Annotated in this window: 22 protein-coding genes; 11 read left to right on the top strand and 11 right to left on the bottom strand. The window is 65.1% G+C overall.

Annotated elements, in window-relative coordinates:
* Positions 1-41 precede the first annotated feature (41 nt).
* The 3 genes from BM154_RS08665 to BM154_RS08655 are packed head-to-tail and all read right to left on the bottom strand — an operon-like array spanning position 42 to position 5,790.
* Positions 42-1,493 carry an AdeC/AdeK/OprM family multidrug efflux complex outer membrane factor gene (locus tag BM154_RS08665; RefSeq protein ID WP_074882475.1) on the bottom strand — a complete coding sequence of 484 codons (1,452 nt, stop codon included), beginning with the start codon at positions 1,491-1,493 and terminating at the stop codon, positions 42-44.
* Entirely contained in the window at positions 1,490-4,633 is a 3,144-nt protein-coding gene (locus BM154_RS08660) for an efflux RND transporter permease subunit (RefSeq protein WP_074882474.1), read from the bottom strand. Before BM154_RS08660 ends, BM154_RS08665 begins: the two co-directional genes overlap by 4 nt.
* 14 nt (positions 4,634-4,647) lie before the next feature.
* Positions 4,648-5,790, bottom strand: coding sequence for an efflux RND transporter periplasmic adaptor subunit (locus BM154_RS08655; protein ID WP_074882473.1), 1,143 nt, complete (start codon positions 5,788-5,790; stop codon positions 4,648-4,650).
* A 202-nt stretch (positions 5,791-5,992) separates the two neighbouring features.
* Between BM154_RS08655 and BM154_RS08650 the strand changes: the two genes are divergently transcribed.
* From BM154_RS08650 to BM154_RS08640, 3 genes are all read left to right on the top strand, one after another.
* Positions 5,993-6,628 (top strand): TetR family transcriptional regulator, encoded by a 636-nt coding sequence (locus BM154_RS08650; RefSeq protein WP_074882472.1) that lies wholly within the window; start codon positions 5,993-5,995, stop codon positions 6,626-6,628.
* 143 nt (positions 6,629-6,771) lie between these two features.
* Positions 6,772-7,617 (top strand): DMT family transporter, encoded by an 846-nt coding sequence (locus tag BM154_RS08645; RefSeq protein WP_074882471.1) that lies wholly within the window; start codon positions 6,772-6,774, stop codon positions 7,615-7,617.
* A 57-nt stretch (positions 7,618-7,674) separates the two neighbouring features.
* A complete protein-coding gene (locus BM154_RS08640) occupies positions 7,675-8,157 on the top strand; it encodes an LEA/WHy family protein (RefSeq protein ID WP_074882470.1) in 483 nt (160 codons plus the stop codon).
* On the opposite strand, the gene BM154_RS08635 is transcribed toward BM154_RS08640, so the two are convergent.
* The gene (locus BM154_RS08635; RefSeq protein ID WP_074882469.1) at positions 8,150-9,040 is read right to left on the bottom strand and encodes a YihY/virulence factor BrkB family protein; all 891 of its coding nucleotides are present in this window, start codon (positions 9,038-9,040) and stop codon (positions 8,150-8,152) included. The two genes, BM154_RS08640 and BM154_RS08635, sit on opposite strands and share 8 nt — an antisense overlap.
* Positions 9,041-9,263: 223 nt before the next feature.
* Between BM154_RS08635 and BM154_RS08630 the strand changes: the two genes are divergently transcribed.
* Entirely contained in the window at positions 9,264-9,668 is a 405-nt protein-coding gene (locus BM154_RS08630; protein WP_074882468.1) for a RidA family protein, read from the top strand.
* Positions 9,669-9,741: 73 nt separating this feature from the next.
* Entirely contained in the window at positions 9,742-10,083 is a 342-nt protein-coding gene (locus BM154_RS08625) for a zinc ribbon domain-containing protein YjdM (protein ID WP_074882467.1), read from the top strand.
* A gap of 25 nt (positions 10,084-10,108) precedes the next feature.
* Here BM154_RS08625 and BM154_RS08620 read toward each other — a convergent pair whose 3' ends face one another.
* Positions 10,109-10,855, bottom strand: a complete 747-nt coding sequence (locus BM154_RS08620; RefSeq protein ID WP_425272835.1) for a hypothetical protein — start codon at positions 10,853-10,855, stop codon at positions 10,109-10,111.
* Positions 10,856-11,220: 365 nt separating this feature from the next.
* Between BM154_RS08620 and BM154_RS08615 the strand changes: the two genes are divergently transcribed.
* On the top strand, positions 11,221-12,129 hold the full coding sequence (locus BM154_RS08615) for an ABC transporter substrate-binding protein (protein WP_167364672.1): 909 nt from the start codon (positions 11,221-11,223) through the stop codon (positions 12,127-12,129).
* Between the two features lie 57 nt (positions 12,130-12,186).
* Here BM154_RS08615 and BM154_RS08610 read toward each other — a convergent pair whose 3' ends face one another.
* Both BM154_RS08610 and can read right to left on the bottom strand, forming a co-directional pair.
* Entirely contained in the window at positions 12,187-13,107 is a 921-nt protein-coding gene (locus tag BM154_RS08610) for a DMT family transporter (RefSeq protein ID WP_074882465.1), read from the bottom strand.
* 2 nt (positions 13,108-13,109) lie between these two features.
* Complete coding sequence (can, locus tag BM154_RS08605) at positions 13,110-13,751, bottom strand: carbonate dehydratase (protein ID WP_074882464.1); 642 nt, start codon at positions 13,749-13,751, stop codon at positions 13,110-13,112.
* A gap of 175 nt (positions 13,752-13,926) precedes the next feature.
* Between can and BM154_RS08600 the strand changes: the two genes are divergently transcribed.
* Complete coding sequence (locus tag BM154_RS08600) at positions 13,927-14,190, top strand: hypothetical protein (protein ID WP_074882463.1); 264 nt, start codon at positions 13,927-13,929, stop codon at positions 14,188-14,190.
* Between the two features lies 1 nt (position 14,191).
* Here the strand turns inward: BM154_RS08600 and rimI are convergent, their stop codons facing one another.
* The 3 genes from rimI to BM154_RS08585 all read right to left on the bottom strand — a co-directional run bounded on the left by rimI (position 14,192) and on the right by BM154_RS08585 (position 16,431).
* Positions 14,192-14,644 (bottom strand): ribosomal protein S18-alanine N-acetyltransferase, encoded by a 453-nt coding sequence (gene rimI, locus BM154_RS08595; protein ID WP_074882462.1) that lies wholly within the window; start codon positions 14,642-14,644, stop codon positions 14,192-14,194.
* Positions 14,641-15,450 (bottom strand): energy transducer TonB, encoded by an 810-nt coding sequence (locus BM154_RS08590; RefSeq protein ID WP_139225419.1) that lies wholly within the window; start codon positions 15,448-15,450, stop codon positions 14,641-14,643. Before BM154_RS08590 ends, rimI begins: the two co-directional genes overlap by 4 nt.
* 87 nt (positions 15,451-15,537) lie before the next feature.
* Positions 15,538-16,431, bottom strand: a complete 894-nt coding sequence (locus tag BM154_RS08585) for a LysR family transcriptional regulator (RefSeq protein ID WP_074882461.1) — start codon at positions 16,429-16,431, stop codon at positions 15,538-15,540.
* A 107-nt stretch (positions 16,432-16,538) separates the two neighbouring features.
* Between BM154_RS08585 and BM154_RS08580 the strand changes: the two genes are divergently transcribed.
* Genes BM154_RS08580 through BM154_RS08570 form a run of 3 tightly spaced genes read left to right on the top strand, consistent with a single transcriptional unit; the run spans position 16,539 to position 19,567 of the window.
* The gene (locus BM154_RS08580; protein WP_074882460.1) at positions 16,539-17,885 is read left to right on the top strand and encodes an acyclic terpene utilization AtuA family protein; all 1,347 of its coding nucleotides are present in this window, start codon (positions 16,539-16,541) and stop codon (positions 17,883-17,885) included.
* Entirely contained in the window at positions 17,885-18,205 is a 321-nt protein-coding gene (locus BM154_RS08575; RefSeq protein ID WP_074882459.1) for an AtuA-related protein, read from the top strand. Before BM154_RS08580 ends, BM154_RS08575 begins: the two co-directional genes overlap by 1 nt.
* Before the next feature lie 54 nt (positions 18,206-18,259).
* Positions 18,260-19,567 carry a CitMHS family transporter gene (locus BM154_RS08570; protein ID WP_074882458.1) on the top strand — a complete coding sequence of 436 codons (1,308 nt, stop codon included), beginning with the start codon at positions 18,260-18,262 and terminating at the stop codon, positions 19,565-19,567.
* Between the two features lie 70 nt (positions 19,568-19,637).
* On the opposite strand, the gene BM154_RS08565 is transcribed toward BM154_RS08570, so the two are convergent.
* The gene (locus tag BM154_RS08565; protein WP_074882457.1) at positions 19,638-20,768 is read right to left on the bottom strand and encodes a lactonase family protein; all 1,131 of its coding nucleotides are present in this window, start codon (positions 20,766-20,768) and stop codon (positions 19,638-19,640) included.
* Positions 20,769-20,928: 160 nt separating this feature from the next.
* Between BM154_RS08565 and BM154_RS08560 the strand changes: the two genes are divergently transcribed.
* Positions 20,929-22,554, top strand: a complete 1,626-nt coding sequence (locus BM154_RS08560; protein WP_074882456.1) for a methyl-accepting chemotaxis protein — start codon at positions 20,929-20,931, stop codon at positions 22,552-22,554.
* The last annotated feature ends 40 nt before the right edge of the window (positions 22,555-22,594 follow it).

Below are 22,594 nucleotides of genomic sequence, written 5' to 3'. Positions count from 1 at the left end.
CCCCGCGATTGCGGGGCTTTTTCATGGGCGCTGGCAGCCGCTCAGGACTGCGGCGCGGTCGCGCTGGCCGGTGCGGTGCGAGTGCGCTCGTTCCAACCACCACCGAGCGCCTTGTACAGGTTGATCTCGCTGGTGAGCTGCGACAGGCGTACGCCGATCAGCTGTTGCTCGGCGCTGAACAGCTGGCGCTGGGCATCGAGCAGGGTCAGGTAGCTGTCCACCCCGGTGCGGAAACGGCGGTCGGCCAGGTCGTAGTAGTTCTCGGAGGTTTCCACCAGGCTGCGCTGGGCCTGCAGTTGCTCCTCGAAAGTACCGCGAGCCGCCAGGCCATCGGAGACTTCCTGGAAGGCGGTCTGCACCGCTTTCTCGTAGTTCGCCACCTGGATGTTCTTCTGGATCTCGGCATAGTCGAGGTTGGCGCGCAGGCGCCCGGCCGTGAAGATCGGCAGGTTGATCTGCGGCTGGAACAGCCAGGTACCCGAGCCACCGTCGAACAGGCCCGACAGCTGACGGCTGGCAGTGCCGGCATTGGCGGTCAGGCTGATGCTCGGGAAGAACGCCGCACGTGCTGCGCCGATGCTGGCGTTGGCGGCGAGCAGTTCACGCTCGGCCTGCAGCACGTCGGGGCGGCGTTGCAGCAGGTCGGACGGCAGGCCCGCCGGCACCTCGGCCAGCAATTGCTTGTCCAGCCCTTCGCCCTGGGGCAGGTCGGCCGGCACCGGGCCGCCGAGCAGCACGCCCAGGGCGTTGCGATCCTGGGCGACCTGGCGGGTGTACTGCGCCAGGTTGGCCTGGGCGGTCTGCACCGAGGTACGCGCCTGGCTCAGGGACAGGGCATCGGTCACGCCGACGTCGAAGCTGCGCTGGGTCAGTTCCAGGCTGCGCTGGAAGGTACCCAGGGTCTCGCGGGTCAATTTCAGCAAGGCTTCGTCGGCCTGCAGCGTCAGGTAGGCATTGGCCACGCTGGCGATCAGGCTGATCTGCGTGCTGCGCTGCGCCTCTTCGGTGGCGAAGTACTGCTGCAGGGTCTGCTCGTTGAGGCTGCGCAGACGCCCGAAGAAGTCCACTTCCCAGGCATTCACACCAACCGTGGCGCTGTACTGGCCACCGACCGTGGAACGCCCGGTCTGCGACAGGTCGGCAGGCGTGCGCTGGCGGGTACCGCTGCCATCGGCCGAGACGTTGGGGAACAGCTCGGAGCGCTGGATGCGGTACTGGGCCTGGTAGGCCTCGACGTTCAACGCCGCCACGCGCAGGTCGCGGTTGTTGTTCAGCGCGGTTTCCACCAGGCGCTGCAGCGCCGGGTCACGCAGGAACTCGCGCCAGCCGAGGTCGGCCGCGGCGACCGAGCCCTGCACGGCGCTGCCCTGGTAGGCCTGGCCCTGGGGCCAGGCAGTGTCGACGGGCGCGTTGGGGCGCTGGTAGTCGGGGATCATGGTGCAGCCGCCGAGCACGATGCTCGCCACGGCTAGAGACAACAGGGACTGCCTCACTGGACGGCCTCCTCATCGTTGAGTTGTTTGGCGCTCTTGTCCTTGAACATCGAGCTGACCACCACGTAGAACAGCGGAATCCAGAAGATCGCCAGCACCGCCGCGGTAAGCATACCGCCGATCACGCCGGTACCGATGGCATGTTTGCTGCCGGCGCCCGCGCCGCTGGAAATGGCCAGCGGAACCACGCCGAGGATGAACGCCAGGGAGGTCATGATGATCGGCCGCAGCCGCATGCGGCACGCTTCGACCGCCGCCTCGAGATGGCTCATGCCCTGCTCGTGCAGCGACTTGGCGAACTCGACGATAAGGATCGCGTTACGCGCCGACAAGCCGATGGTGGTGATCAGGCCCACCTGGAAGAACACGTCGTTGGACAACCCGCGGCCCAGGGTGAATAGCAGTGCGCCGAGAATACCCAGCGGCACCACCAAAATCACCGAGAACGGAATCGACCAGCTCTCGTACAGGGCCGCCAGACAGAGGAACACCACCAGCAGCGACAGGGCATAGAGGGCCAGGGTCTGCGAGCCCGCCAGGCGTTCTTCATAGGACTGGCCGGTCCAGTCGAAGCCGACGCCCTGGGGCAACTCGGCAGCGATGCGCTCGACCTCGGCCATGGCCTCACCCGAACTGTGCCCGGGCGCCGGCGCACCGAGAATCTCGATGGCGCTCACGCCGTTATAGCGCGACAGCTTGGGCGAACCATAGGTCCACTCGCCGGTGGCGAAGGCGCTGAACGGGACCATTTGCCCCTGGTCGTTGCGCACGTGCCACTTGCTCAGGTCTTCGGGGTTCATGCGCGCGTCGCTCTGCCCCTGCAGGTACACCTTCTTGACCCGACCGCGGTCGATGAAGTCGTTGACGTAGCTCCCCCCCCAACCGATCTGCAGCGTGCTGTTGACGTCCGCCAGCGACACACCCAGGGTGCGCACCTTCTCGTCGTCGATCAGCAGCTTGTACTGCGGCTCGTCGAGCAGGCCGTTGGCCCGCACGCTGCTGAGCACCGGGCTCTGGTTGGCCAGTTTGAGGAACTTGTCACGGGCTTCGTTCAGGGTGGCCTGGCCGACGCCGGCACGGTCCTGCAGGAACAGGTTGAAGCCGGTGGCGTTACCCAGCTCCATGACTGCCGGCGGGGCGAAAGCGAACACCATGGCATCGCGGAACTCGCCGCCGAAGAAACGGCCCTGGGCGCGTTGCGCCAGTTCGGCCACGCTGGTGCCGGCAGCGGTACGCTCGGACCACGGTTTGAGCATGATGAACGCCATGCCCGAGCTCTGGCCACGGCCGGCGAAGTTGAAGCCGGTCACGGTGAACACCGAGTTGACCACGTCCTTCTCGTCTTCGAGCAGGTACTTGCGCATGTCGTCGACGACCGCCTGGGTACGCTCGGCGCTGGAGCCGGACGGCGTCTGCACCTGGGCGAACAGGACGCCCTGGTCTTCCTCGGGCAAGAACGCCGATGGAATCAGGGTAAACAGCCAGCCAGCGACGGCGACGATGACCGCATACAGGATCAGGAACGGCGCCTTGCGCTTGACCACCCCACGCACGCCGCGCTCGTAGCTATTCACGCTGCGTTCGAAGGTGCGGTTGAACCAGCCGAAGAAGCCGCCCTTCTCGTGGTGATCGCCCTTGGCGATGGGCTTGAGCAGGGTGGCGCACAAGGCCGGGGTGAAGATCAGCGCGAGGATCACCGAGAGCACCATGGCCGAGACGATGGTGATCGAGAATTGCCGGTAGATCACCCCCACCGAGCCGCCGAAGAAGGCCATCGGCAAGAGTACCGCCGACAGCACCACGCCGATACCGACCAGTGCGCCCTGGATCTGCCCCATGGATTTGCGTGTGGCCTCGAGGGGCGAAAGCCCCTCCTCGCGCATCACCCGCTCGACGTTTTCCACCACCACGATGGCGTCGTCCACCAGCAGGCCGATGGCCAGGATCATGGCGAACATGGTCAGGGTGTTGATGCTGTAGCCGAACACCGCCAGCACCCCGAAGGTGCCGAGCAGTACCACCGGCACGGCCAGGGTGGGGATCAGCGTGGCGCGGAAGTTCTGCAGGAACAGGTACATGACCAGGAAGACCAGCACGAAGGCTTCGACGAGGGTCATGACCACACCGTGAATCGACTCCTGCACCACGGGCGTGGAGTCGTAAGGCATGACCACTTCCATGCCCGCCGGGAAGAACGGCTTGAGTTCATCGATGGTGGCGCGGATCGCCTTGGCGGTATCCAGCGCATTGGCACCGGTGGCCAACTTGATCGCCAGGCCGGATGCCGGGTTGCCGTTGAACTGCGCGCGGATGTTGTAGTTCTCGCCGCCCAGCTCGACCTTGGCGACATCACCGAGGCGTACCTGGGAACCGTCACGATTGACCTTTAGCAGGATGTTGCGGAACTGCTCGGGGGTCTGCAGGCGGGTCTTGCCGATGATGGTGGCGTTGAGCTGCTGGCCGGGGCCGGCAGGCAGGCCGCCGAACTGACCGGAGGAAATCTGCACGTTCTGCGCCTGCACGGCGCTGCGCACATCCACCGGCGTCAGCTGGAAGTTGTTGAGCTTGGCCGGGTCGAGCCAGATACGCATGGCGTACTGGGCACCGAACACCTGGAAGTCACCGACGCCCGGGGTCCGGGAAATCGGGTCCTGCATGTTGGCGACGATGTAGTTGGACAGATCCTGGTTGGTCATGCTGCCGTCGGTGGACACCACGCCGATCACCAGGAGGAAGTTCTTCACCGCCTTGGTGACGCGCAGGCCCTGCTGCTGCACTTCCTGAGGTAGCAGTGGGGTGGCCAGCTGCAGTTTGTTCTGCACCTGCACCTGGGCGATGTCCGGATTGGTGCCCTGGTTGAAGGTGACGGTGATTTCCATGCTGCCGTCGGAGTTGCTCGCCGAGCTGATGTAGCGCAGCCCGTCGATACCATTCATCTGCTGCTCGATCACCTGCACCACGGTGTCCTGCACGGTCTGTGCGGAGGCACCCGGGTAATTGACCTGGATGCTCACCGCGGGCGCGGCGATGCTCGGGTACTGGTTGACCGGCAGCTTGAGGATGGACAGGCCACCGGCCAGCATGATCACCAAGGCGATCACCCAGGCGAAAATCGGCCTGTCGATGAAGAAATTCGACATCGTGTAATCGCTCCTTAGCGGCTTTCAGCCTGGTCGGTCGAAGCCTGCTTCGGCTCGGCCACGTTCTTCGCTTCGGTGGTTTTCACCTCGGCACCTGGCTGCACGAACTGCAGGCCCTCGGTGATCAGCTTGTCGCCGGGCTTCAAGCCATCGAGCACCAGCCAGCGGTTGCCGGCGGTACGCTCGGCCTTGAGCTGACGCAGCTCGACCTTGTTCTCGCCATTGACCACCAGCGCGGTCGGGTCACCCTTGGCGTTGCGCGTCACGCCTTGCTGCGGCGCGAGAATCGCTTCCTTGTTCACACCGGCGGGCAGGCGGGCATGTACGAACATGCCGGGCAGCAGGGTGTGATCCGGGTTGGGGAACACGGCGCGCAAGGTCACCGAACCGGTGCCCTCGTCGACCGACACTTCCGAGAACTCCAGGGTGCCTTCGTGCTGGTAGGTGCTGCCATCTTCCAGGCGCAGCTGCACCTTGGCGGCGGTGTCGCCAACCTTCTGCAACTGGCCGCTGTCCAGTTCGCGGCGCAGGCGCAACAGGTCCTTGGTCGGCTGGGTGACGTCGACATAGATCGGGTCGAGCTGCTGGATGGTCGCCATGGCGTTGGTCTGGCCGTTGCTGACCAGCGCCCCCTCGGTGACCGCCGAACGGCCGACACGACCGGCGATGGGCGCCAGCACCTTGGTGTAACGCACATTGATGCGCGCCTGCTCCAGCGCGGCTTCGGCCTGCAGGCGAGCGGCCAGGGCTTCGTCGTACGCCTGGCGGCTTACCGCCTGATCGGCGACCAGATCCTTGTAGCGCTCGGCCAGGGACTTGGCCGACGCCAACGTGGCCTGGGCGCTCTTGGCTGCAGCCTCATAGACGGATGCGTCGATCTGATACAGCTGCTGGCCGACCTTCACCTCGGAGCCTTCCTTGAACAGGCGCTTCTGGATGATGCCGTCGACCTGCGGGCGCACTTCGGCAATGCGGTAGGCGGCAGTTCTGCCCGGCAGCTCGGTGGTCAGCGTGTACGGCTCTGCCTGCAGCGTGACGATGCCGACAGTCGGCGCCTGACGCGGTGGCGGAGCAGCCTCGTCGCGGCAACCGGCGAGCGTCAGCGTAGCCAGAGCGATAGCGGAAACCATAGCGGCGAAGGCTGGCTTCTTCTGCATCTGATAGGACCTCATGTCTAAGTAATTCGGACCGCAGGGGGCGATACCTGGCAGATAGCCGAGGTGGATAGTGGGAAATAGAGCGCAAATATACTTACATCCGAGAATGTTTGTAAACGCATCTTTTTGTGTGACACTGCGAGCCTGTGTGTGACCCCATGCCGGGGTTTTCATCCATTTTTACGTTGCGGAATCGCTGCCGATGGCAAGACGCACCAAAGAGGAAGCCGAAGGAACCCGTGTGCAGATCCTCGATGCTGCCGAACGGGTGTTCTATGCCAAGGGCGTATCCGGCACCTCGCTGGCCGATATCGCGGCCGCTGCCGGCGTCACTCGCGGCGCCATCTACTGGCACTTCCAGAACAAGGTCGACGTGTTCCAGGCCATGCTCGACCGGCGCCTGCTGCCCCAGGAAGAGCTGGCCCGCGCCTGTGAAAGCGAGGACGAACCTGACCCGCTGGGCAACATGCGTCAACTGCTGGTGCAGCTGCTGCTGCGCATGCACGCCGACAGCGAATGCCGGCGTGTCGGAGAAATCCTGCAGTACAAATGCGAGTACAACGCCGAACTCGGTGACCTGCGCCAGCAGATGCAGGTGTTCCAGCAAGAATGCGACCAGCGCATTGCCAGAACATTACGTAATGCCGTCAACCGTGGGCAATTGCCCGCCGACCTAGACTGCCAGCGCGCCGCCATCTGCCTGCATGCCTATATGGATGGCCTGCAGGCGCACTGGCTGCTCAACACCGATGCCTACGACCTCGCTGCCCACGCCCATGCCATGGTCGATGCGCTGCTCGACATGCTGGTGCACAGCAAGGCCTTGCGCACCGCCTGAGTGCACACCGGCGAGTAAGACCTTGCGCCTATGGCTCGCTGGCCAGCGCCATGCTTAGATCCGCAGCACGCCTTACAGGGCGACTCGATGGCAGCCGCTGCAAATCGAACCCATCGCCGCCAGACCTGCGCTAGAGGATGGCCATGCCCGCACGTACCCTGCTGCTCACCGCCGTCGCCATGCTGGCGTTCGCCGGCAACTCGCTGCTCTGCCGCATGGCCCTGAAAACTACCGAGATCGACCCTGCCACCTTCACCAGCCTGCGGCTGCTCAGTGGCGCCTTGATGCTGACCCTGCTGCTGCACCTGCGCCATGGCCGGGCCGCGATGGCAGGGAGCTGGCGTGGTGCGACGGCGTTGTTCATCTATGCCGCGGCGTTTTCCTTCGCCTACGGGAGCCTTGCTGCAGGGGTTGGCGCCTTGCTGCTGTTCGGCGCGGTGCAGATCAGCATGCTGCTCTGGGGCTGGCGCCAGGGCGAGTGGCCGGGGCCGATGAGCCTGGCCGGACTGCTGCTGGCCTTCGCCGGCCTGCTGATGTTGTTGCTCCCCGGCGCCAGCGCGCCCGCCCTGGGCGGCTCGCTGCTGATGCTGCTAGCCGGCGTGGCCTGGGGTGCCTCCTCGTTACTGGGCCGTACCAGCAGCGATGCATTGGCGGCGACTACCGGCAACTTCATGCGCAGCCTTCCCATGGCCGCACTGCTCAGCCTGGTGCTGGTGCAGACCGCCAGCTGGGACATGAACGGCGTGTTCTACGCGCTGGCATCCGGCGCCTTGGCCTCCGGGCTCGGCTACGCCATCTGGTACATGGCCATCGTCGACCTGAAAGCCATCCAGGCTGCCACCGTGCAGCTGAGCGTGCCGATCATCACCGCGCTGGCCGGTGGGCTGCTTCTGGACGAGGCGCTGAGCCTGCGCCTGACCCTGAGTTCGCTGGCGGTGCTGGGGGGCATCGCCCTGGTACTGACCGCCAGGCAGCGCGCGACGGCTTGAGCCGATCCCCCTCACCCGCGGTCACAACTGCACGATGAACGACGCCGGAGAACTGCCATGCGCCCGACACTGCACCACCTGTGTGCCCTGCTGCTGATCACCGCGCTGGCCGGCTGCGCCTCGTGGGCGCCGCGCGACCCGCTGCATATCGATCTGGTCGGCCTCGAGCCGCTGCCATCGCAAGGGCTGGAGATGCGCTTCGCGGTGAAGCTACGGGTACAGAACCCCAATGAAAGCGCCATCGACTTCAACGGCCTGTCGCTGGCACTGGATATCAATGGCCAACCGCTGGCACGGGGTGTGAGTGACCAGCGCGGCCAGGTGCCGCGCTTTGGCGAGACGGTGATCAGCGTGCCGGTGACCATCTCCGCCTACTCGGTACTGCGCCAGGCCTGGGGCGCCAGCAACCAGCAGCCGGGCCAGAGCCTGCCCTATCAGTTGCGCGGCAAACTCGCCGATGGCCTGTTCGGCACCCGCCGCTTCAGCGACAGCGGGCAGCTGACCTGGCCTGCACAGCAGCAGCCGGCTACCGTCAGGTAGGTTCGTTTTCCGGGAGTATCTGCTTGTCGCCTGGATCCTTGCCTTCACTGGCGAAGTGCTCGATCACTGCATTCAGCTCTGCGCCAAATAGCAGCACCGCGCAGGAAATGTACAGGTACAGCAGAAAGATGATGATGGCACCGATGCTGCCGTAGGTGGCGTTGTAGTTGGCGAAGTTCTGCGCGTAGTAGGCGAAACCCACAGACGCGGCGATCCACACCACCACGGCCAGCACGGAGCCCGGGGTAATGAAGCGAAAGCGCTGCTCGACATCCGGCGCCACGTAGTAGACCACTGCCACCACGATCATCAGCAGAAACACTGCTACCGGCAGGCGCAGCCAGGTCCATAGGGTGACCACCACCTGCTCGATGCCGATCTGGTGGGCCAGCCAGTTCATCACCTGCGGGCCGAGCACCATCAGGGCGGCAGCGGTGAGCAGGGCTGCGGCGATGCCGATGGTATAGAGCAACGACAGCGGAATGCGCTTCCAGGGTTTGCGCCCCTCCTTCACGCCGTAGGCCTTGTTCATCGCGTCCATGGTCGAACGCACGGCCGACGAGGCCGTCCACAATGCCACCACGATACCGATCGAGAACAGCCCGGCCTTTTGCGTCTGCAACTGATCGATCACCGGGTTGACCAGTTCCACGGTGGACCGGGGCAACAGCAGCTCGGCCTGCTGGCGCAACCAGTCGAAGAACGGCTGCATGTCCAGCAGGCTGATCACCGCCACCAGAAACAGCAGAAAGGGGAACAGCGAGAAGAACATCTGGAATGCCAGGGCCGCGGAATAGGTGGGCAGCTCGTCCTCGATGAAGTCGGTAACCGTTTTCTTCATCACCTGGAACAGGCTGACACCCGGCAACTGGGGAAAAAACATAGCGCCTCCACTGGCTATGACAGGCCACCTGCTGGTGGGCCGCAACTCATTGGCAAATGCAGCACCCGGCCTGAACCGAACCACTGCTTTCGTTTGGAGGCAGCGAAGCCGCCATGAGTTCGGGTTATCAGCACTCGCCCCGCACAAACGGCAATACTCCCGGCCCGCCTGGCCTCGGAGGCGACGCTAGACTGGCGGGCCGTTTCTGATGGAGGAGGCATCGATGCACAGGCACACACTCAACCCCGACTCGGTATTCGACACCCTGCAATACGGTTTCAGCCAGGCCGTGGTCAGCCAGGGAGGACGCCGTATCCACCTGTCCGGGCAAGTCGGCGTGGACGAGCACGAGCGGCTGGTCGGCGATGACCTGGCCAGCCAGACCCACGCAGCGCTGCACAACGTGCGGCGCATCCTCGAGGCAGCGGGTGGCACCCTGCAGCACGTGCTGATGCTGCGCATCTACATTGCGGCCCAGGCGCGTGACGAGCAGGCGCATATCGTCGATGCCCTGCGCAGCTTCTTTCCCGAACGGCCGCCGGCCACCTCCTGGGTGGTGGTCACCGGCTTGTCCGAGCCGCAGTGGCTGATCGAGATCGAGGCCGAGGCGTTGCTGCCGGACGCCTAACGCCGATCCCCGGCGGTGTGTAAAACCCTATATAATCTGCGGCCTTTTATCCACGGCCTCAGAAGGATACCCCGTGAGCACGCTGCCACCCTGCCCCGCCTGCAACTCCGAATACACCTACGAAGACGGCACTCAACTGGTGTGCCCGGAATGCGCCCATGAATGGTCGGCCACCGCCAGCGAGGCCCCCGGCGACGACGCCAAGGTGATCAAGGATTCGGTCGGCAACGTGCTGCAGGACGGCGACACCATCACCGTGATCAAGGACCTCAAGGTCAAGGGCTCCTCGCTGGTGGTCAAGGTCGGCACCAAGGTCAAGGGCATCCGCCTGGTCGACGGCGACCACGACATCGATTGCAAGATCGACGGCATTGGTGCGATGAAGCTCAAGTCCGAGTTCGTCAGAAAGGTCTGAGCCAAAGGCGCTCGCCAGTGGGCGCCTACTGCACCGGCAGGAAGTTCAGAAACAGCAGGCTGTGCGCATAGTTGACGCCGATGCGCCGGTAACGCTCGTCGAGCACGTCACTGAGGTAATCCAGGCGCGCGACGATCTTGCCGAACTCCACGGCGAAGCTCAGGTTGCGGCCGTTCTCGGACAGCTCGTTGGACAACAGCAGCGGGTTGCCCTGGGCATCGCGCCGCGTGGCCAGCAGCCAGGTGGCCTTCTCGATATTGCGCGCCGCGTTGTGCACGAACTGCGCGTCGATGGAGTCCGTCAGGTAGAACTGGGTGCGCCCGCCATGGGCGGTGACCAGCATGCTGCCGATGGCGTAGATGAAGGCACCGACCCGATCGCCCTGAAACTCAGGGCTCAGCGCATAACTGAGGGCCACGATGTCCTGCCGGCCGGCCAACGCCGGCGGTGGCCGGCCCTGCTCGATTGCCTGCTGTACCGCCTGCTGCGCCACCTCGCGGCTGGCCAGGCCGGTCTTGCGCCATTCCCGTGGATTACGCTGGTAGAGCTTGTCCATCAGGCGATACAGGCTGTTGAGGTTGTTGTGCATGCCGATGGTGGCCAGGCGGTCGGAGTGGGTCTGGAACAGTTCGCTGGGGCTGGCCGGGGTGCTGTTGCTGGTAAAGGCACCATTGGCCTGATTGTGTATGCAGCCGCTCAGGCTGGTTACCAACGCCACCATCAGCATGATTCGCCAGCAGGCACCACGAAGCGACGGATAGATGGCCGTCAGCCTGTGCACGGTGGCAGTTTTTCGAGTGAGAGAGACGTGCGAGCAATCCATTAACTCACGGCCCTTCCTTCCGCAGATGGCATAACACTAGCAACTGAATCGCCTTCGTGCCCGTTACGGCGTCAGTACAAGTCGCCAACGCCAGCCAACGGGATAGACCCCCGTGCATGCCGTAAAGTTTTCGCCAGGGGCAAATTAGCCCTGTATCAGTCGCGGCAATGGCTGCGAAAACGGCCCGTCGACTCAAGGTTTGCAAACTTTACTCGTTGAGAAATCTTCTCGATAAGCTATGGATGCTATGTTCCCTGGCCATCAGGATTGCGCCACCTCGGCTGCACGCCACGTCCCTCAAGGAGTTCGATCAGGTGAAGAAGGCCGCTCTGTTTACCCTGCTGGTAACAGCATTGGCTGGCTGCAGCCACGACGTCCAGCAACGCCCCGCTACCCAGGCCGGCCAGCAACTCGAGGTCGTTCGCGATCCCCGGCGCATCGTCACCTTCGACTACGGCAGCTACGACAGCCTGATCGCTCTCGGTGCCGGCGAGCGCGTGCTGGCCGTGCCCGGCAGCCTACCGCCCTATCTGGCCGACAAGGCCGGCCAAACCCAGAATGCCGGCAACATGAAGACCCCGGACATCGACGCCATCGCGGCGCTGAAGCCGGACCTGATCCTGATCACCGGGCGCCAGGGCGAAAGCCGCCAGGCCCTCCAAGCGCTGGCTCCGATACTGGACATGGGCATTAGCGGTGATGACTACTTTACTGGCCTGGCCGACAACACCAGGCTGCTCGGCCGTCTGGTCGGCAAGGCCGCCGAAGCGCAGCAGGCGCTGAGCGCTCTGCAGGACAAGGCCGAACGGGCCCGTCAGCAGATCGCGGCGTCAGGCCAACGCACCCTGGTGCTGACCCATAACGCTGGGCGCTTTGCGCCGACCGAGAATGCGCTGATCTACTCACTGCTGCAGGCGCCGCGCGCTCTGCCCGCGCCAACGCCCCAGCCTCTGGGCGCACCTCGCCAGCGCCCGCAGCCGCTGGACGCTGGTGCCATCGCGGCGGCCGAGCCCGAGGTGATCTTCATCATCGACCGCAGCGCCGCCATCGGCGCCACACCACTGGATGTGGCCACCCTGGCCGACTCGCCACTGGCGCGCACGCCGGCTGCCCAGGCCAAGCGGATCGTGTATCTGGATCCAGCGCTGTGGTATCTGTCCGGCGGCGGCCTGCAAAGTGTGGACCTGCAGATCGATCAGGTGCTGGCGGCCTATCGCCTATGAAAACGCCCTCCTTCGAGGGCGCCTGTCAGGCGATGCCAGGCAGACGGCCCGATTCGTTCAGGCCGTCGCCCGCTGCGAGCGCCTCGGCAGGGTGGCCAGCAGCAGCCCGGCGAAGATCATCGCCCCGCCGAACCAGTGAAACAGCTGCAGCGCCTCGCCGAGCAGGACCCAGCCCAGGATCGCGGTGAACACCGGCATCAGGTAGTTGCCCATCGCCGCGGTCGAGGCGCCGAGCACCTTCACGCCGTTGTTCCAGCCCAGGTAGGCGACCAGCGAGGCGAACACCGCGGTGTAGGCGATGGCCGCCAGGTTGGCCGGACTGGCTAGCAGCTGCGCGCCAGTGGAGAGTTCATAGAGATACAGCGGCAGGATCATCGGCACGCCCAGCAGCATGAACATGCCCAACAACGCCAGTGGCGGAATCGGCGCCAGGTAAGCCGACCAACGCCGGAGCAGCACGGTGTAGAGCGCCCAGTCGAGCACCGCCAGCAGCATGATCAGGTCACCCCGATTGAACGCCATGCCCGCCAGGGTCTGCCAATCACCGCGGCAGATCAGCACCAGCAAGCCGACTACCGCCAATGCCATGCCCCACCAGGCGCGCCGTGCGGGCCAGGCCCCGAGCAGCAGCCCGGCGAAGATAAAGGTCATCAACGGGATGCAGGTGTTGACCAGGGTGATGTTGATTGCTGCCGTGGTTTGCGCCGCGCTGTACAGAAAGGTGTTGTAGCCGGCGATGCCGAATGCGGCGATCACCACCAGGCGCCAGCCGGCATGCCGCAGCGCTGCCCGATGGCGCCACAGCGGCAGGGCCACGAATGGCAGTATCAGGATCAGCGCCAGGCTCCAGCGCCAGAAGGCCAGGGCGAAGGGTGGAATTTCACCGGCGAAGGCACGGGCCACCAGGGCATTGCCCGCCCAGCACAGCACCGCCATCAGCACACCGGCAATCGCCAGCTGACGCGAGGGTTTGTTCATGCTCATGCCTGTGGTGGGCGCAGACGGTACTGCTCGGGCAATTGCTCGGCGCCGCTGACGGTGACGTCGAGGTCTTTCCAGCGACCATCCTTGAGGCCGTAGATGCAGCCGTGCACCGCCAGTGGCTGGCCGCGGTGCCAGGCGTTCTGGACGATGCTGGTACGGCTGACGTTGCCCACCTGCTTCATCACGTTCAGTTCGCAGAGACGATCGACCCGCGCCTCCTCGTCGGCCAGTGCCGCCAGTTGCGCATGCTGCTCGTAATACAGATCACGGATGTTGCGCAGCCAGCCATCGATCAGGCCGAACTGCGCGTCGTGCATGGCCGCGCGCACGCCACCGCAGCCGTAATGGCCGGTGACCAGGATATGTTTGACCTTGAGCACGTCGACCGCGTACTGGATCACCGACAGGCAGTTGAGGTCGGTGTGCAGCACCACGTTGGCCACATTGCGGTGCACGAACAGCTCGCCAGGCAACAGGCCGACGATGTCGTTGGCCGGCACGCGGGCATCCGAGCAGCCGATCCACAGGTACTCGGGCGTCTGCTGGCGAGCCAGGCGTGGAAAGAAGTCCGGGTCGTTGTGGGTGATGTCTTCGGCCCAGCGTTGATTGTTGTCGAACAGGTGCTTGAGATCGCTCATGGCGGCGGCTCCCGGGAAAGGTCGATGCGCACCATACGGATGCACCGGCCTTTTTGACAAGGCGATTTCCACGCCGCACGACGCTGCGCTTTTGTCTGGCAGCGGCCGAAACGCTGAATCTTTCGGCACTTGCAGCCGTCCATTGGGCAGAAGCAATGACAGATGGGAGTTCGTCATGACTGACAGTAACGCACGCGCCGACAGCCAGCCGGCCACTGCAAGATCGGCCGAGCCGCCGATTCTGCGCGACGTGGTGGAGCCGTTGGCGCCGCGCCAATCGGCCAAGGACGCAGCACAAAGAACCGCCCAGGCGCCCGGTGAATCGAAACAGGCGGATCAGCCCCAGCGTGATGAGCAGACCCGGGAGTTTCTCGACAAGTACGACCTGAGCCAGGTCGAGGAAGAACGCCGCGAGCGGCGCTGGGCGCTGCGCCGGTAACTCACTCGACCAGGGTGCAGGCCATCACCAGGGCGTCTTCACGGCCGCCTGGCGCCGGATAGTAATCGCGCCGCCGGCCAATCTCGTTGAAGCCATATCGCTCGTACAGGCGGTAGGCAGCCTGGTTGCTGGAGCGCACCTCCAGAAAACACTCACCGGCCTTGAGCTGCGCAGCGCGGGCCATCAGATGCTCGAGCAGGCGCAGGCCCAGGCCGCGGCCCTGGCTCTCCGGCTTGACGGTGATGTTGAGCAGGTGCGCCTCGTCGATGATCACGTTGATCACCCCATGGCCGACCTGCTGGCTGCCTTCGAACATCAGCCAGACTTCGTAGGACTTCAGGCTGTCGAGAAAGATGCCGCGCGTCCAGGGATGGCTGAACGCTGCGTATTCGATCTTCAACACCGCATCGATATCCGCCTCGGTGGCCCGGCGGAAGGTGACCGCATCGCTCATGCCGAGGCCTCCAGCCAGCGCCGCCGCACCCGTTGCATGGCCTGCCACAGCGCCCGTTTGCGCTCCGGTTCGTCCATCAATAGCTCAAGCCCAGGCAGCGCCCAGGCGGCGCCCAGTTCCTCGACCTGCAACTCGCGGTTGTAGGCCTCGGCATCGGCCGCGCCGGCGAAACGAATCGCCGGCAGGCCGATCAGCCACAGGCAGGCGCAGGGCTGCTGCTCTTCCAGCCGGGCACCGATAAAGCTCTGTACGAAATCCAGGGCTGCCTGTGGGCCCTGGTCCATGTTGCCGCGCACCAGCAGTGGCCAGCGTACCGGTTCGCCGATGATCTGCGGGGCATCGGGCAGGCCGGCGGCGCGCAGTAGATCCTTGAGCAACAGGTAGGCCGGGTCGCGACTCTGGAACGGCTCGCCGGTGGGCAACTCGACCAGCAGCGCGCAGTTGCCGGCGCGCAGTAGCTGCAGGGCAAAACGCGGTGGTGGCACGGGGCGCTCACGGGGCGTCGGCGTACTGACTTCAGCCGCTGCGGCAGGCTCGTTGGCCTTGGCGGTGGTGCCGGGTTTGGGCACTTCGATGCGTGGCCGCTCCCGAACCGCCTCGCTGCTCGCTGGCGGGGCCGCAGGCACGGCTGCCGGCGCCCGCTCCTGCACCAGGGGCGCCACGGCAACAGCAGGCTCCGGCTCTGGTTCGAAGGCAGCCAGCAACTCGGGCCGCGACGGCGCCGCGAAAGGCAGTTCGACGCGCGGCAGCCAGCTGGCCACTTGCATGGCATCCAGGTAGGCGCGGCGGCGCAGCTCGGTGTTCAAACGTCAGGTACCCGGCACATCGATTTTCGAGGGCGCTGATTGTCGCGTGAATCGCCTGCCACGGGTAGCCCCAAACGTCAGTCGTGGCTAGCGGCCAATGGCACGAGCGTGCTGCTCGAGCAGGCTGACGAACGCCTGGGCCGGCGGGCTCAGGTAACAGGGTTTGCGCTGCAGCACGCCAATGCCGCGGGCCGGGGCCATTGGCAGCGGGTGCACGGACAGGCTGCCATCGCCGTTGAAGGTGTCCGCCACGCTCGCCGGCAGCAGCGCATAGCCCAGCCCCGCCCGCGCCAGCGCGGCGGCACTGCTCATATAGGCCACCTCGAATGCCGGCTCGCGCAGCAACCCCATGCACTGCAGGGTCTGGTCGGCCATGGTGCGCAGGCTGGTGTCACGGGTGGTGGCCACGTAATCGAGGTTCTGCAGTGCAGTGAGCAGCTTCTTGCCACGCAACCCGCCCAGGCCGCGCACCAGCAATACCAGGCTGTCATCGTAGAGGGGCTGGAAATCCAGCACGCCGGGCTCATCGGCCGCCGAGGTGATGGCGAAGTCCACTTCGGCGTTGCCGACCCACTGGCGGATCTCCCCGGCGCGGCCGTCACGCAGGCTGATCTCGATACCCGGGTAGCGTTGCCGATAATCGACCAGTACCCGCGGCAACGGCTCGATGGCCACCGACGGCAACACGCCGATGCGCAGCGAGCCACTCTGCAGATGCAACTGCTCGTGGGCGTCGTGCACCGCGTTATGCATGTCGCGCAGCAGGCGCCGAGCCTGCTCGAGAAAGCGCACCCCGGCCTCGGTCAGCTCGACGCTGCGGGTGTTGCGTGCGAACAGTGCCAACCCCAGGGCTTCTTCGAGCTTGCGCAGGCTGTAACTGAGTGCCGGTTGCGAGAGGTGAATCTGCTCGGCGGCGCGGCTGAAGCTGCGCTGCTCGGCGATGAGCACGAACGCCTGAAGCTGGCGAAAGCTGATATCCATGATGAGTGGTTTTATAAAATTAATTTATCAATTGATATCACATTTCGAATTCACAACTAAATCCAGACACGGCACGCTCGCAGCAGACCTCGACCTGGATCCTAACGATGACAACAGTCCATATCGGTTGCGGGGCAGGCTTCGCCAATGATCGCCCCGATGCTGCCCTGGCACTGGCCAGCGACCTGGCGGCACGCGACGGCCGGCGCTTTCTGTTCTTCGAACTGCTCGCCGAGCGCACCCTGGCCGAAGCGCAGCTGCGCCGTCTGGCAGATGCCGATAGCGGCTATGCGACCCGGCTGTTCGACTTCTTCGAACCGGTGCTGGAAACCTGCCTGGCCGCCGGCATCCCGATCATCACCAACGGCGGCGCGGCCAATCCCGGCGCGGCCGCCCGACGCCTGCGCCAGCAACTGCAGGGCGGGCGCTTCGCCGCGGCGCGCATCGCCTGCGTACTGGGTGACGACCTGCTCGAGTCATCCCAGGCGCTGCAGCACTGGCTGCCCGCCCAGCTCGATGGCGAGGTGGTGTCGGTAAACGTCTACACCGGCGCCGATGGCATCGTACGGGCGCTGGATGAAGGCGCCGATATCGTGCTCTGCGGCCGCGTCGCCGACCCCAGCCTGGCGGTCGGCCCGCTGCGTCACGCCTTTGGCTGGCAAGCCGACGACTGGGATCACATCGCCCTGGCCACCACCGTGGGCCACCTGCTCGAATGCTGTACCCAGGTCAGCGGCGGCTATTTCGCCCACCCGGGCCTCAAGGACGTGCCGGATCTGGCCAATGTCGGCTGCCCGATCGCCAGCATCGAGGCCGATGGGCGTCTGATCATCGGCAAGGCCGCCGGCACCGGCGGCTGCGTCACCGAGCGCACGGTCAAGGAGCAACTGCTTTACGAGGTGCATGACCCGGCCGCCTACCTGACCCCGGACGTGACCCTGGACTTGACCCAGGTGCGGGTGCGCCAGGTCGGCCCTGACCGGGTGGCAGTCGAGGGTGTACGCGGCCATCCGCGGCCGGCCGAACTCAAGGTCTTGGTCGGCCTGCGCGGCAACTGGTTCGGCGAAGCGGAAATCTCCTACGCAGGGCCCGGTGCCCTGCCCCGCGCCGCCCTGGCCCGGGACATTCTGCAGCAACGCTACGCCCGCCTGGCACCGCACCTGACGCCCTGGTTCGACCTGATCGGCGTCGCCAGCCTGTTCAACGACGCCCGCGGCGACTGGCTGCAGCAGCGCCTGGCCAGCGCACAGGACCCGCAGGACGTGCGCCTGCGCATCAGTTTCGTCGACCGTGACAAGGCGCTGCTGGAAAACCTGCTGCTCGACGCCGAATCGCTCTACACCAACGGCCCGGCGGGCGGCGGCGGCGTGCGTCGGCACCTCACCGAATCCATCGGCACGGCGAGTTTCTTCATTCCCCGCACCGCGGTGCAGCAACAGGTGGAGTGGTTCTGATGAGCGACGTTCTGTTGTGCGACTACGCCCACGCCCGTGCCGGCGACAAGGGCAACATTCTCAGCGTGGCGGTGTTCGCCTATGACGCCGCGCACTATGCCTGGCTGGCCCGCGAGCTGACCGTCGAGCGGGTGGCGGGCTGCCTGGCCCACCGCCGCATCGGCACGGTGCGCCGCTTCGAGCTGCCGAACCTGGGCGGCCTCAACTTCGTGGTGGAAAACGCCCTGGAAGGCGGCGTGAATGCCAGCCCCGCCATCGACCGCCATGGCAAGAGCCTGAGTTATGCCCTGCTCGACCTGAGGCTGCCACCACCCCCATAGCACCAGCGCCGCCAGCCCTGCGACTCCAACAATAATAAAACCGGAGAGATCGTCATGATCACCGCCCTCGGCTTCACCCTGATGTTCAGCATCGTCATCCTGATCCTGATGCGCCGTATCACCCCGCTGGTCGCCTTCGTCACCCTGCCGGTGATCGCCTGCGTGATGGCCGGCTTCGGCCTTGGCGAAATCGGCAAGTTCATCACCGAAGGCCTGAAGACCGTGGCACCGACCGCCACCCTGTTCATCTTCGCCATCTTGTATTTCGGCATCATGCGTGACCGCGGGCTGTTCGACCCGCTGGTGCGCTTTCTGTTGAAAAGCACCAAGGGCCGCCCGCTTTCCGTGGCCATCGTCACAGTGGCAGTGACCTCGGTCACCCATCTCGACGGCATCGGCGCCGCCACCTTCCTGCTGGTGATTCCCGCCCTGCTGCCGCTGTACCTGCGCCTGGGCATGAGCCGGCAGATGCTGCTGTGCCTGGTGGTGCTCAGCGCCGGGGTGATGAACATGGTGCCCTGGGGCGGTACTACCGCACGCGCTTCGGCGGTGACCGGCATCGACGCCTCGCAGCTGTGGATCTCGCTGATTCCCATCCAGGCTGTCGGGCTGGTGCTGGTCATGAGCCTGGCGGTGTTTCTCGGCCTGCGCGCGCAACGCAGCTTCGCGGCCAATGGCGGTGCGGTGATCGACAGCGCACCGGCTGACGCACCACAGGTCGACACCTCGCAGATGCTGCCGACCAGCAACTGGCGCTACTGGGCCAACCTGGCGCTGACCGCCGGCATTCTGGTTTGCCTGTTCACCGGCGCCTTTCCGCTGTTCGCCTGTTTCATGGTCGGCCTGGGCATCGCCCTACTGCTCAACTACCCGAGCCTGGATGACCAGAACCAGGCGCTGCGCGCCCACGCCACGGACGCCATGCAAATGGCCCTGGTGATGCTTGCGGCCGGCATCCTGCTCGGCGTGCTGGCCGGCGCCGGCATGTCCGACGGCATGGCGCACTGGATGATCAACATTCTGCCCGAGGGCTCGGCCAACTGGATTCACGTGATCATCGGTGCCTTCGGCGTGCCGCTGGGTATGCTGTTTTCACCGGACGCTTACTACTTCGCCCTGCTGCCGGTGATCCGCGACGTGGCCGTGGCGGCCGGCGTCGACCCGGCATCGGTGGCCAACGCCATGCTGATTGGCGAGAACACCGGCTTCGGCGTCAGCCCGGTAGTGCCCAGCGTGTACCTGGCCATCGGCCTGGCGGGCGTCGAGCTGTACAAGCACATCCGCTACACCGTGCTGTGGGCCTGGGGCATCAGCCTGATCATGCTGGCCTCGGCGGTGCTGCTGGGCGTGGTGACGGTCTGACCGCACACATGGCTGAAACGAAAAAGGATCGCCGAGGCGATCCTTTTTTCATGTACGCCAGCTGCCGCGATCAGGGTTTGACCGGAAGGATCTCGATCCACAGTGCGCCATCGCCGGACTTCGCCTCGCTCACCCGGTCGAGGCTGCCCTTGTCACCAATCCGGTAGCTGCCGATGGTCTGGCTTTTCTCGCCGGTGACCAGCAGCCATTTGCCGTTGGGGAAGAAGGCGATATTGCGCGGCTGCTTTTCCTGCACCGGATAATTACCGAGAAATTTCAGGCTGCCGTCATTCGCGTCGACCGTGAAGGCCGACACCGAACTGGTGGTGCGCTCGGTGATGTACAGCAGCGAACCATCAGGCGACAGGCGAATATCGGCGGCCCAGATGCGCGGCGTCGGGTCGTCCTTCAAGTCATTGTTGGCGGCGCTGCGCGCCTCACCATGGGCCAGCCCGAGTGATGCGGGAATGCCATTGGCCGCGCTCACCTGCTTGAGGGCACCGGTCTGCCCATCGATGGCATAACCGGTGACCGTGCCGCTCAGTTCGCCTACCACGTAGAGGAACTTGCCATTGGGTGAAAACGCGATATGCCGCGGGCCGGTCTTGGCTGCCGTGGTGGCGAAGCCGTCACCGATGCGCGTCAGCGCGCCGCTCTGCTTGTCCTGGCTGAACTGCAGCACCTTGTCGGCACCGAGATTACCGGCATACACGAAGCGGTCGCTCGGGTCGGTGCGAATCGAATGGGCGAACGGGCCGGTCTTGTAGACCTGGGGCTGGTCGGCGACCTGGCCGTCCTTGTCGATAGCCTGCACGCTGAGCAGCGCACCGCCATAGGAAGCGGCCAGCAGGAAGCGTCCGCTGCGGTCGGTGGACAGGTAGGCCATGCTGTCGGCCAGTGGTGCCTGGCCAAGGCGCTCGAGATGCCCGGTGCCAGCATCGACCCGGTAGCTGATCACCTTGAATGGCGCGACCCTCTGGGCCGCGAAGAGCAGCGTGCCGTCGGGCGAGAGCGCCATCGGGTTGACCTTGTCACCGGCCTGGGTCTGCTCCACCAGGGTAATGGCTCCCGTGCCGTCATCCAGGCGGTACTGGGAAATCAGGCCATCGTTCGGGCTGGAGATATAGGCGAAGGAAACGGCAGCCTGGGCGGTAGTGGCCAGGCAGGACGCCAGTGCAGCGACAGCGAGCGGTTTGAGCATGGGAAGCCTGCTTGTTGTGATTATTGTGGTCAGACATCCTATGACTGTGTAACTATTTTTTGCAAGATCACCGAAAGCGTCACATCGGCGTTCAAGCGCCCTCCCCGGCAGCCGATAGCCCGGTGGACAACAACAATACTGCCAGACCCAAGAGGTCCCTATGCTGCTACGCAATTGGAACATCGCACCCCGCGCTGCCTTCGGCTTCGGCCTGATTGCCCTTATGGTGGCCTTTCTGGGCATCTTTTCGCTGAGCACCATGTCGAGCATCCGCGAACGCGCCAGCAACATCGAAACCGACTGGGTGCCGAGCATCCAGGCGGTCGCTTCCATCCGCGAGAACATGCTGCGCATTCGCACCATTTCCCTGCGCGTGGCGCTGGATCCCGATCCGGCCAACGTCGATACCTACGTGGGCCAGTACGACGCGCGCAATAAGGTGCTGGAACAGAACATCCGTGACTTCGAACCCTTTATCGATACGCCGGACGAGCAGCGTATCTACGACCAGTTTCGCAAGGATTTCGCCGCCTACCAGCGCGGCATGGCCGACTCCTTCGTGTTGGCGCGCCAGGGCAAGCGCGATGCGCTGAACAAACTGCTGCTGGTCGACATGAAGCCGGTGGTCGACGGTACCGGCGCGCAGCTGGCCGAGTTGGGCGACATCTACAGCAAGGGCATCGCCCAGGAAGGTACGGTATCGGCGCAGGCTTATGCCCACTCGCAGCGGGTGGTAGTCGGGGTGATCCTGCTGGCAGCGCTGATCACCGTGGCGCTGGCCTGGCTGCTCACCCGCAGTATCGTCGGGCCGCTGAAGCAGGCGGTGCAGGCCGCGCGCCATGTGGCCGATGGCGACCTGACTCAGGGTATCCAGGTCGAGGGCCGCGACGAGGTCAGCCAGTTGCAGGTCTCCCTGGCGCAGATGCAGCAGCGCCTGCGCGAAACCCTGGCGGCAATTTCCGGCTCGTCCACCCAGCTCGCTGCCGCCGCCGAAGAACTCAACGCGGTGACCGACGAAGCCGGCCGTGGGCTGCAGCAGCAGAATGACGAGATCGAGCAGGCCGCTACCGCCGTCAACGAGATGAGCGCCGCGGTGGATGAAGTGGCCCGCAATGCGGTGTCCACCTCCGAGGCCTCCAAGTCGGCCAATCACGCCGCCCAGCAGGGTCAGGCCCGGGTTTCGGAGACCATCGCTGCGATCAGTGACCTGTCCGGCGAAGTGGAAGGCACCTCCAGCCTGGTACAACGGGTGGCCGAACAATCCCAGGAAATCGGCAAGGTGCTGGACGTGATTCGCGCGATTGCCGAGCAGACCAATCTGCTGGCCCTCAACGCGGCCATCGAGGCGGCGCGAGCCGGCGAGTCCGGCCGCGGCTTCGCGGTGGTGGCAGATGAGGTACGGGCCCTGGCCCACCGCACCCAGAACTCGACCCAGGAAATCGAGCAGATGGTCTCCAGCATGCGCACCGGCGCCAGCCAGGCCCTGACCTCCATGCAAGCCAGCACCCGTCAGGCGCGCGATACCCGCGAGCTGGCCCAGAGCGCGGGCGACGCCTTGAACGAGATCACCAACGGAATCGGCGAGATGTACGAGCGCAATCTGGTGATCGCCAGTGCCGCGGAAGAGCAGGCCCAGGTGGCCCGCGAGGTGGACCGCAACCTGGTGAACATTCGCGATCTATCGGTACAGTCCGCCACCGGTGCCCACCAGACCAGCGCCTCCAGCCATGAGCTGTCGCGCCTGGCCGCCGACCTCAACCGCCTGGTCGGCCGCTTCAACGTCTGAGCGCAGCATCTGGAAACGAAAAAGGATCGCCGAGGCGATC

Source organism: Phytopseudomonas argentinensis, assembly GCF_900113905.1.
GTDB lineage: Bacteria > Pseudomonadota > Gammaproteobacteria > Pseudomonadales > Pseudomonadaceae > Aquipseudomonas > Aquipseudomonas argentinensis.
The sequence above is the reverse complement of the archived record's forward strand: the minus strand, read 5'-3'. Positions and strand labels throughout refer to the sequence as shown.

Coding starts and splice junctions, on each gene's coding strand:
- BM154_RS08660 (WP_074882474.1), bottom strand. CDS start 4,633: ATGTCGAATTTCTTCATCGACAGGCCGATTTTCGCCTGGGTGATCGCC.
- BM154_RS08655 (WP_074882473.1), bottom strand. CDS start 5,790: ATGCAGAAGAAGCCAGCCTTCGCCGCTATGGTTTCCGCTATCGCTCTG.
- BM154_RS08650 (WP_074882472.1), top strand. CDS start 5,993: ATGGCAAGACGCACCAAAGAGGAAGCCGAAGGAACCCGTGTGCAGATC.
- BM154_RS08645 (WP_074882471.1), top strand. CDS start 6,772: ATGCCCGCACGTACCCTGCTGCTCACCGCCGTCGCCATGCTGGCGTTC.
- BM154_RS08640 (WP_074882470.1), top strand. CDS start 7,675: ATGCGCCCGACACTGCACCACCTGTGTGCCCTGCTGCTGATCACCGCG.
- BM154_RS08635 (WP_074882469.1), bottom strand. CDS start 9,040: ATGTTTTTTCCCCAGTTGCCGGGTGTCAGCCTGTTCCAGGTGATGAAG.
- BM154_RS08630 (WP_074882468.1), top strand. CDS start 9,264: ATGCACAGGCACACACTCAACCCCGACTCGGTATTCGACACCCTGCAA.
- BM154_RS08610 (WP_074882465.1), bottom strand. CDS start 13,107: ATGAACAAACCCTCGCGTCAGCTGGCGATTGCCGGTGTGCTGATGGCG.
- can (WP_074882464.1), bottom strand. CDS start 13,751: ATGAGCGATCTCAAGCACCTGTTCGACAACAATCAACGCTGGGCCGAA.
- BM154_RS08600 (WP_074882463.1), top strand. CDS start 13,927: ATGACTGACAGTAACGCACGCGCCGACAGCCAGCCGGCCACTGCAAGA.
- rimI (WP_074882462.1), bottom strand. CDS start 14,644: ATGAGCGATGCGGTCACCTTCCGCCGGGCCACCGAGGCGGATATCGAT.
- BM154_RS08585 (WP_074882461.1), bottom strand. CDS start 16,431: ATGGATATCAGCTTTCGCCAGCTTCAGGCGTTCGTGCTCATCGCCGAG.
- BM154_RS08580 (WP_074882460.1), top strand. CDS start 16,539: ATGACAACAGTCCATATCGGTTGCGGGGCAGGCTTCGCCAATGATCGC.
- BM154_RS08575 (WP_074882459.1), top strand. CDS start 17,885: ATGAGCGACGTTCTGTTGTGCGACTACGCCCACGCCCGTGCCGGCGAC.
- BM154_RS08570 (WP_074882458.1), top strand. CDS start 18,260: ATGATCACCGCCCTCGGCTTCACCCTGATGTTCAGCATCGTCATCCTG.
- BM154_RS08565 (WP_074882457.1), bottom strand. CDS start 20,768: ATGCTCAAACCGCTCGCTGTCGCTGCACTGGCGTCCTGCCTGGCCACT.
- BM154_RS08560 (WP_074882456.1), top strand. CDS start 20,929: ATGCTGCTACGCAATTGGAACATCGCACCCCGCGCTGCCTTCGGCTTC.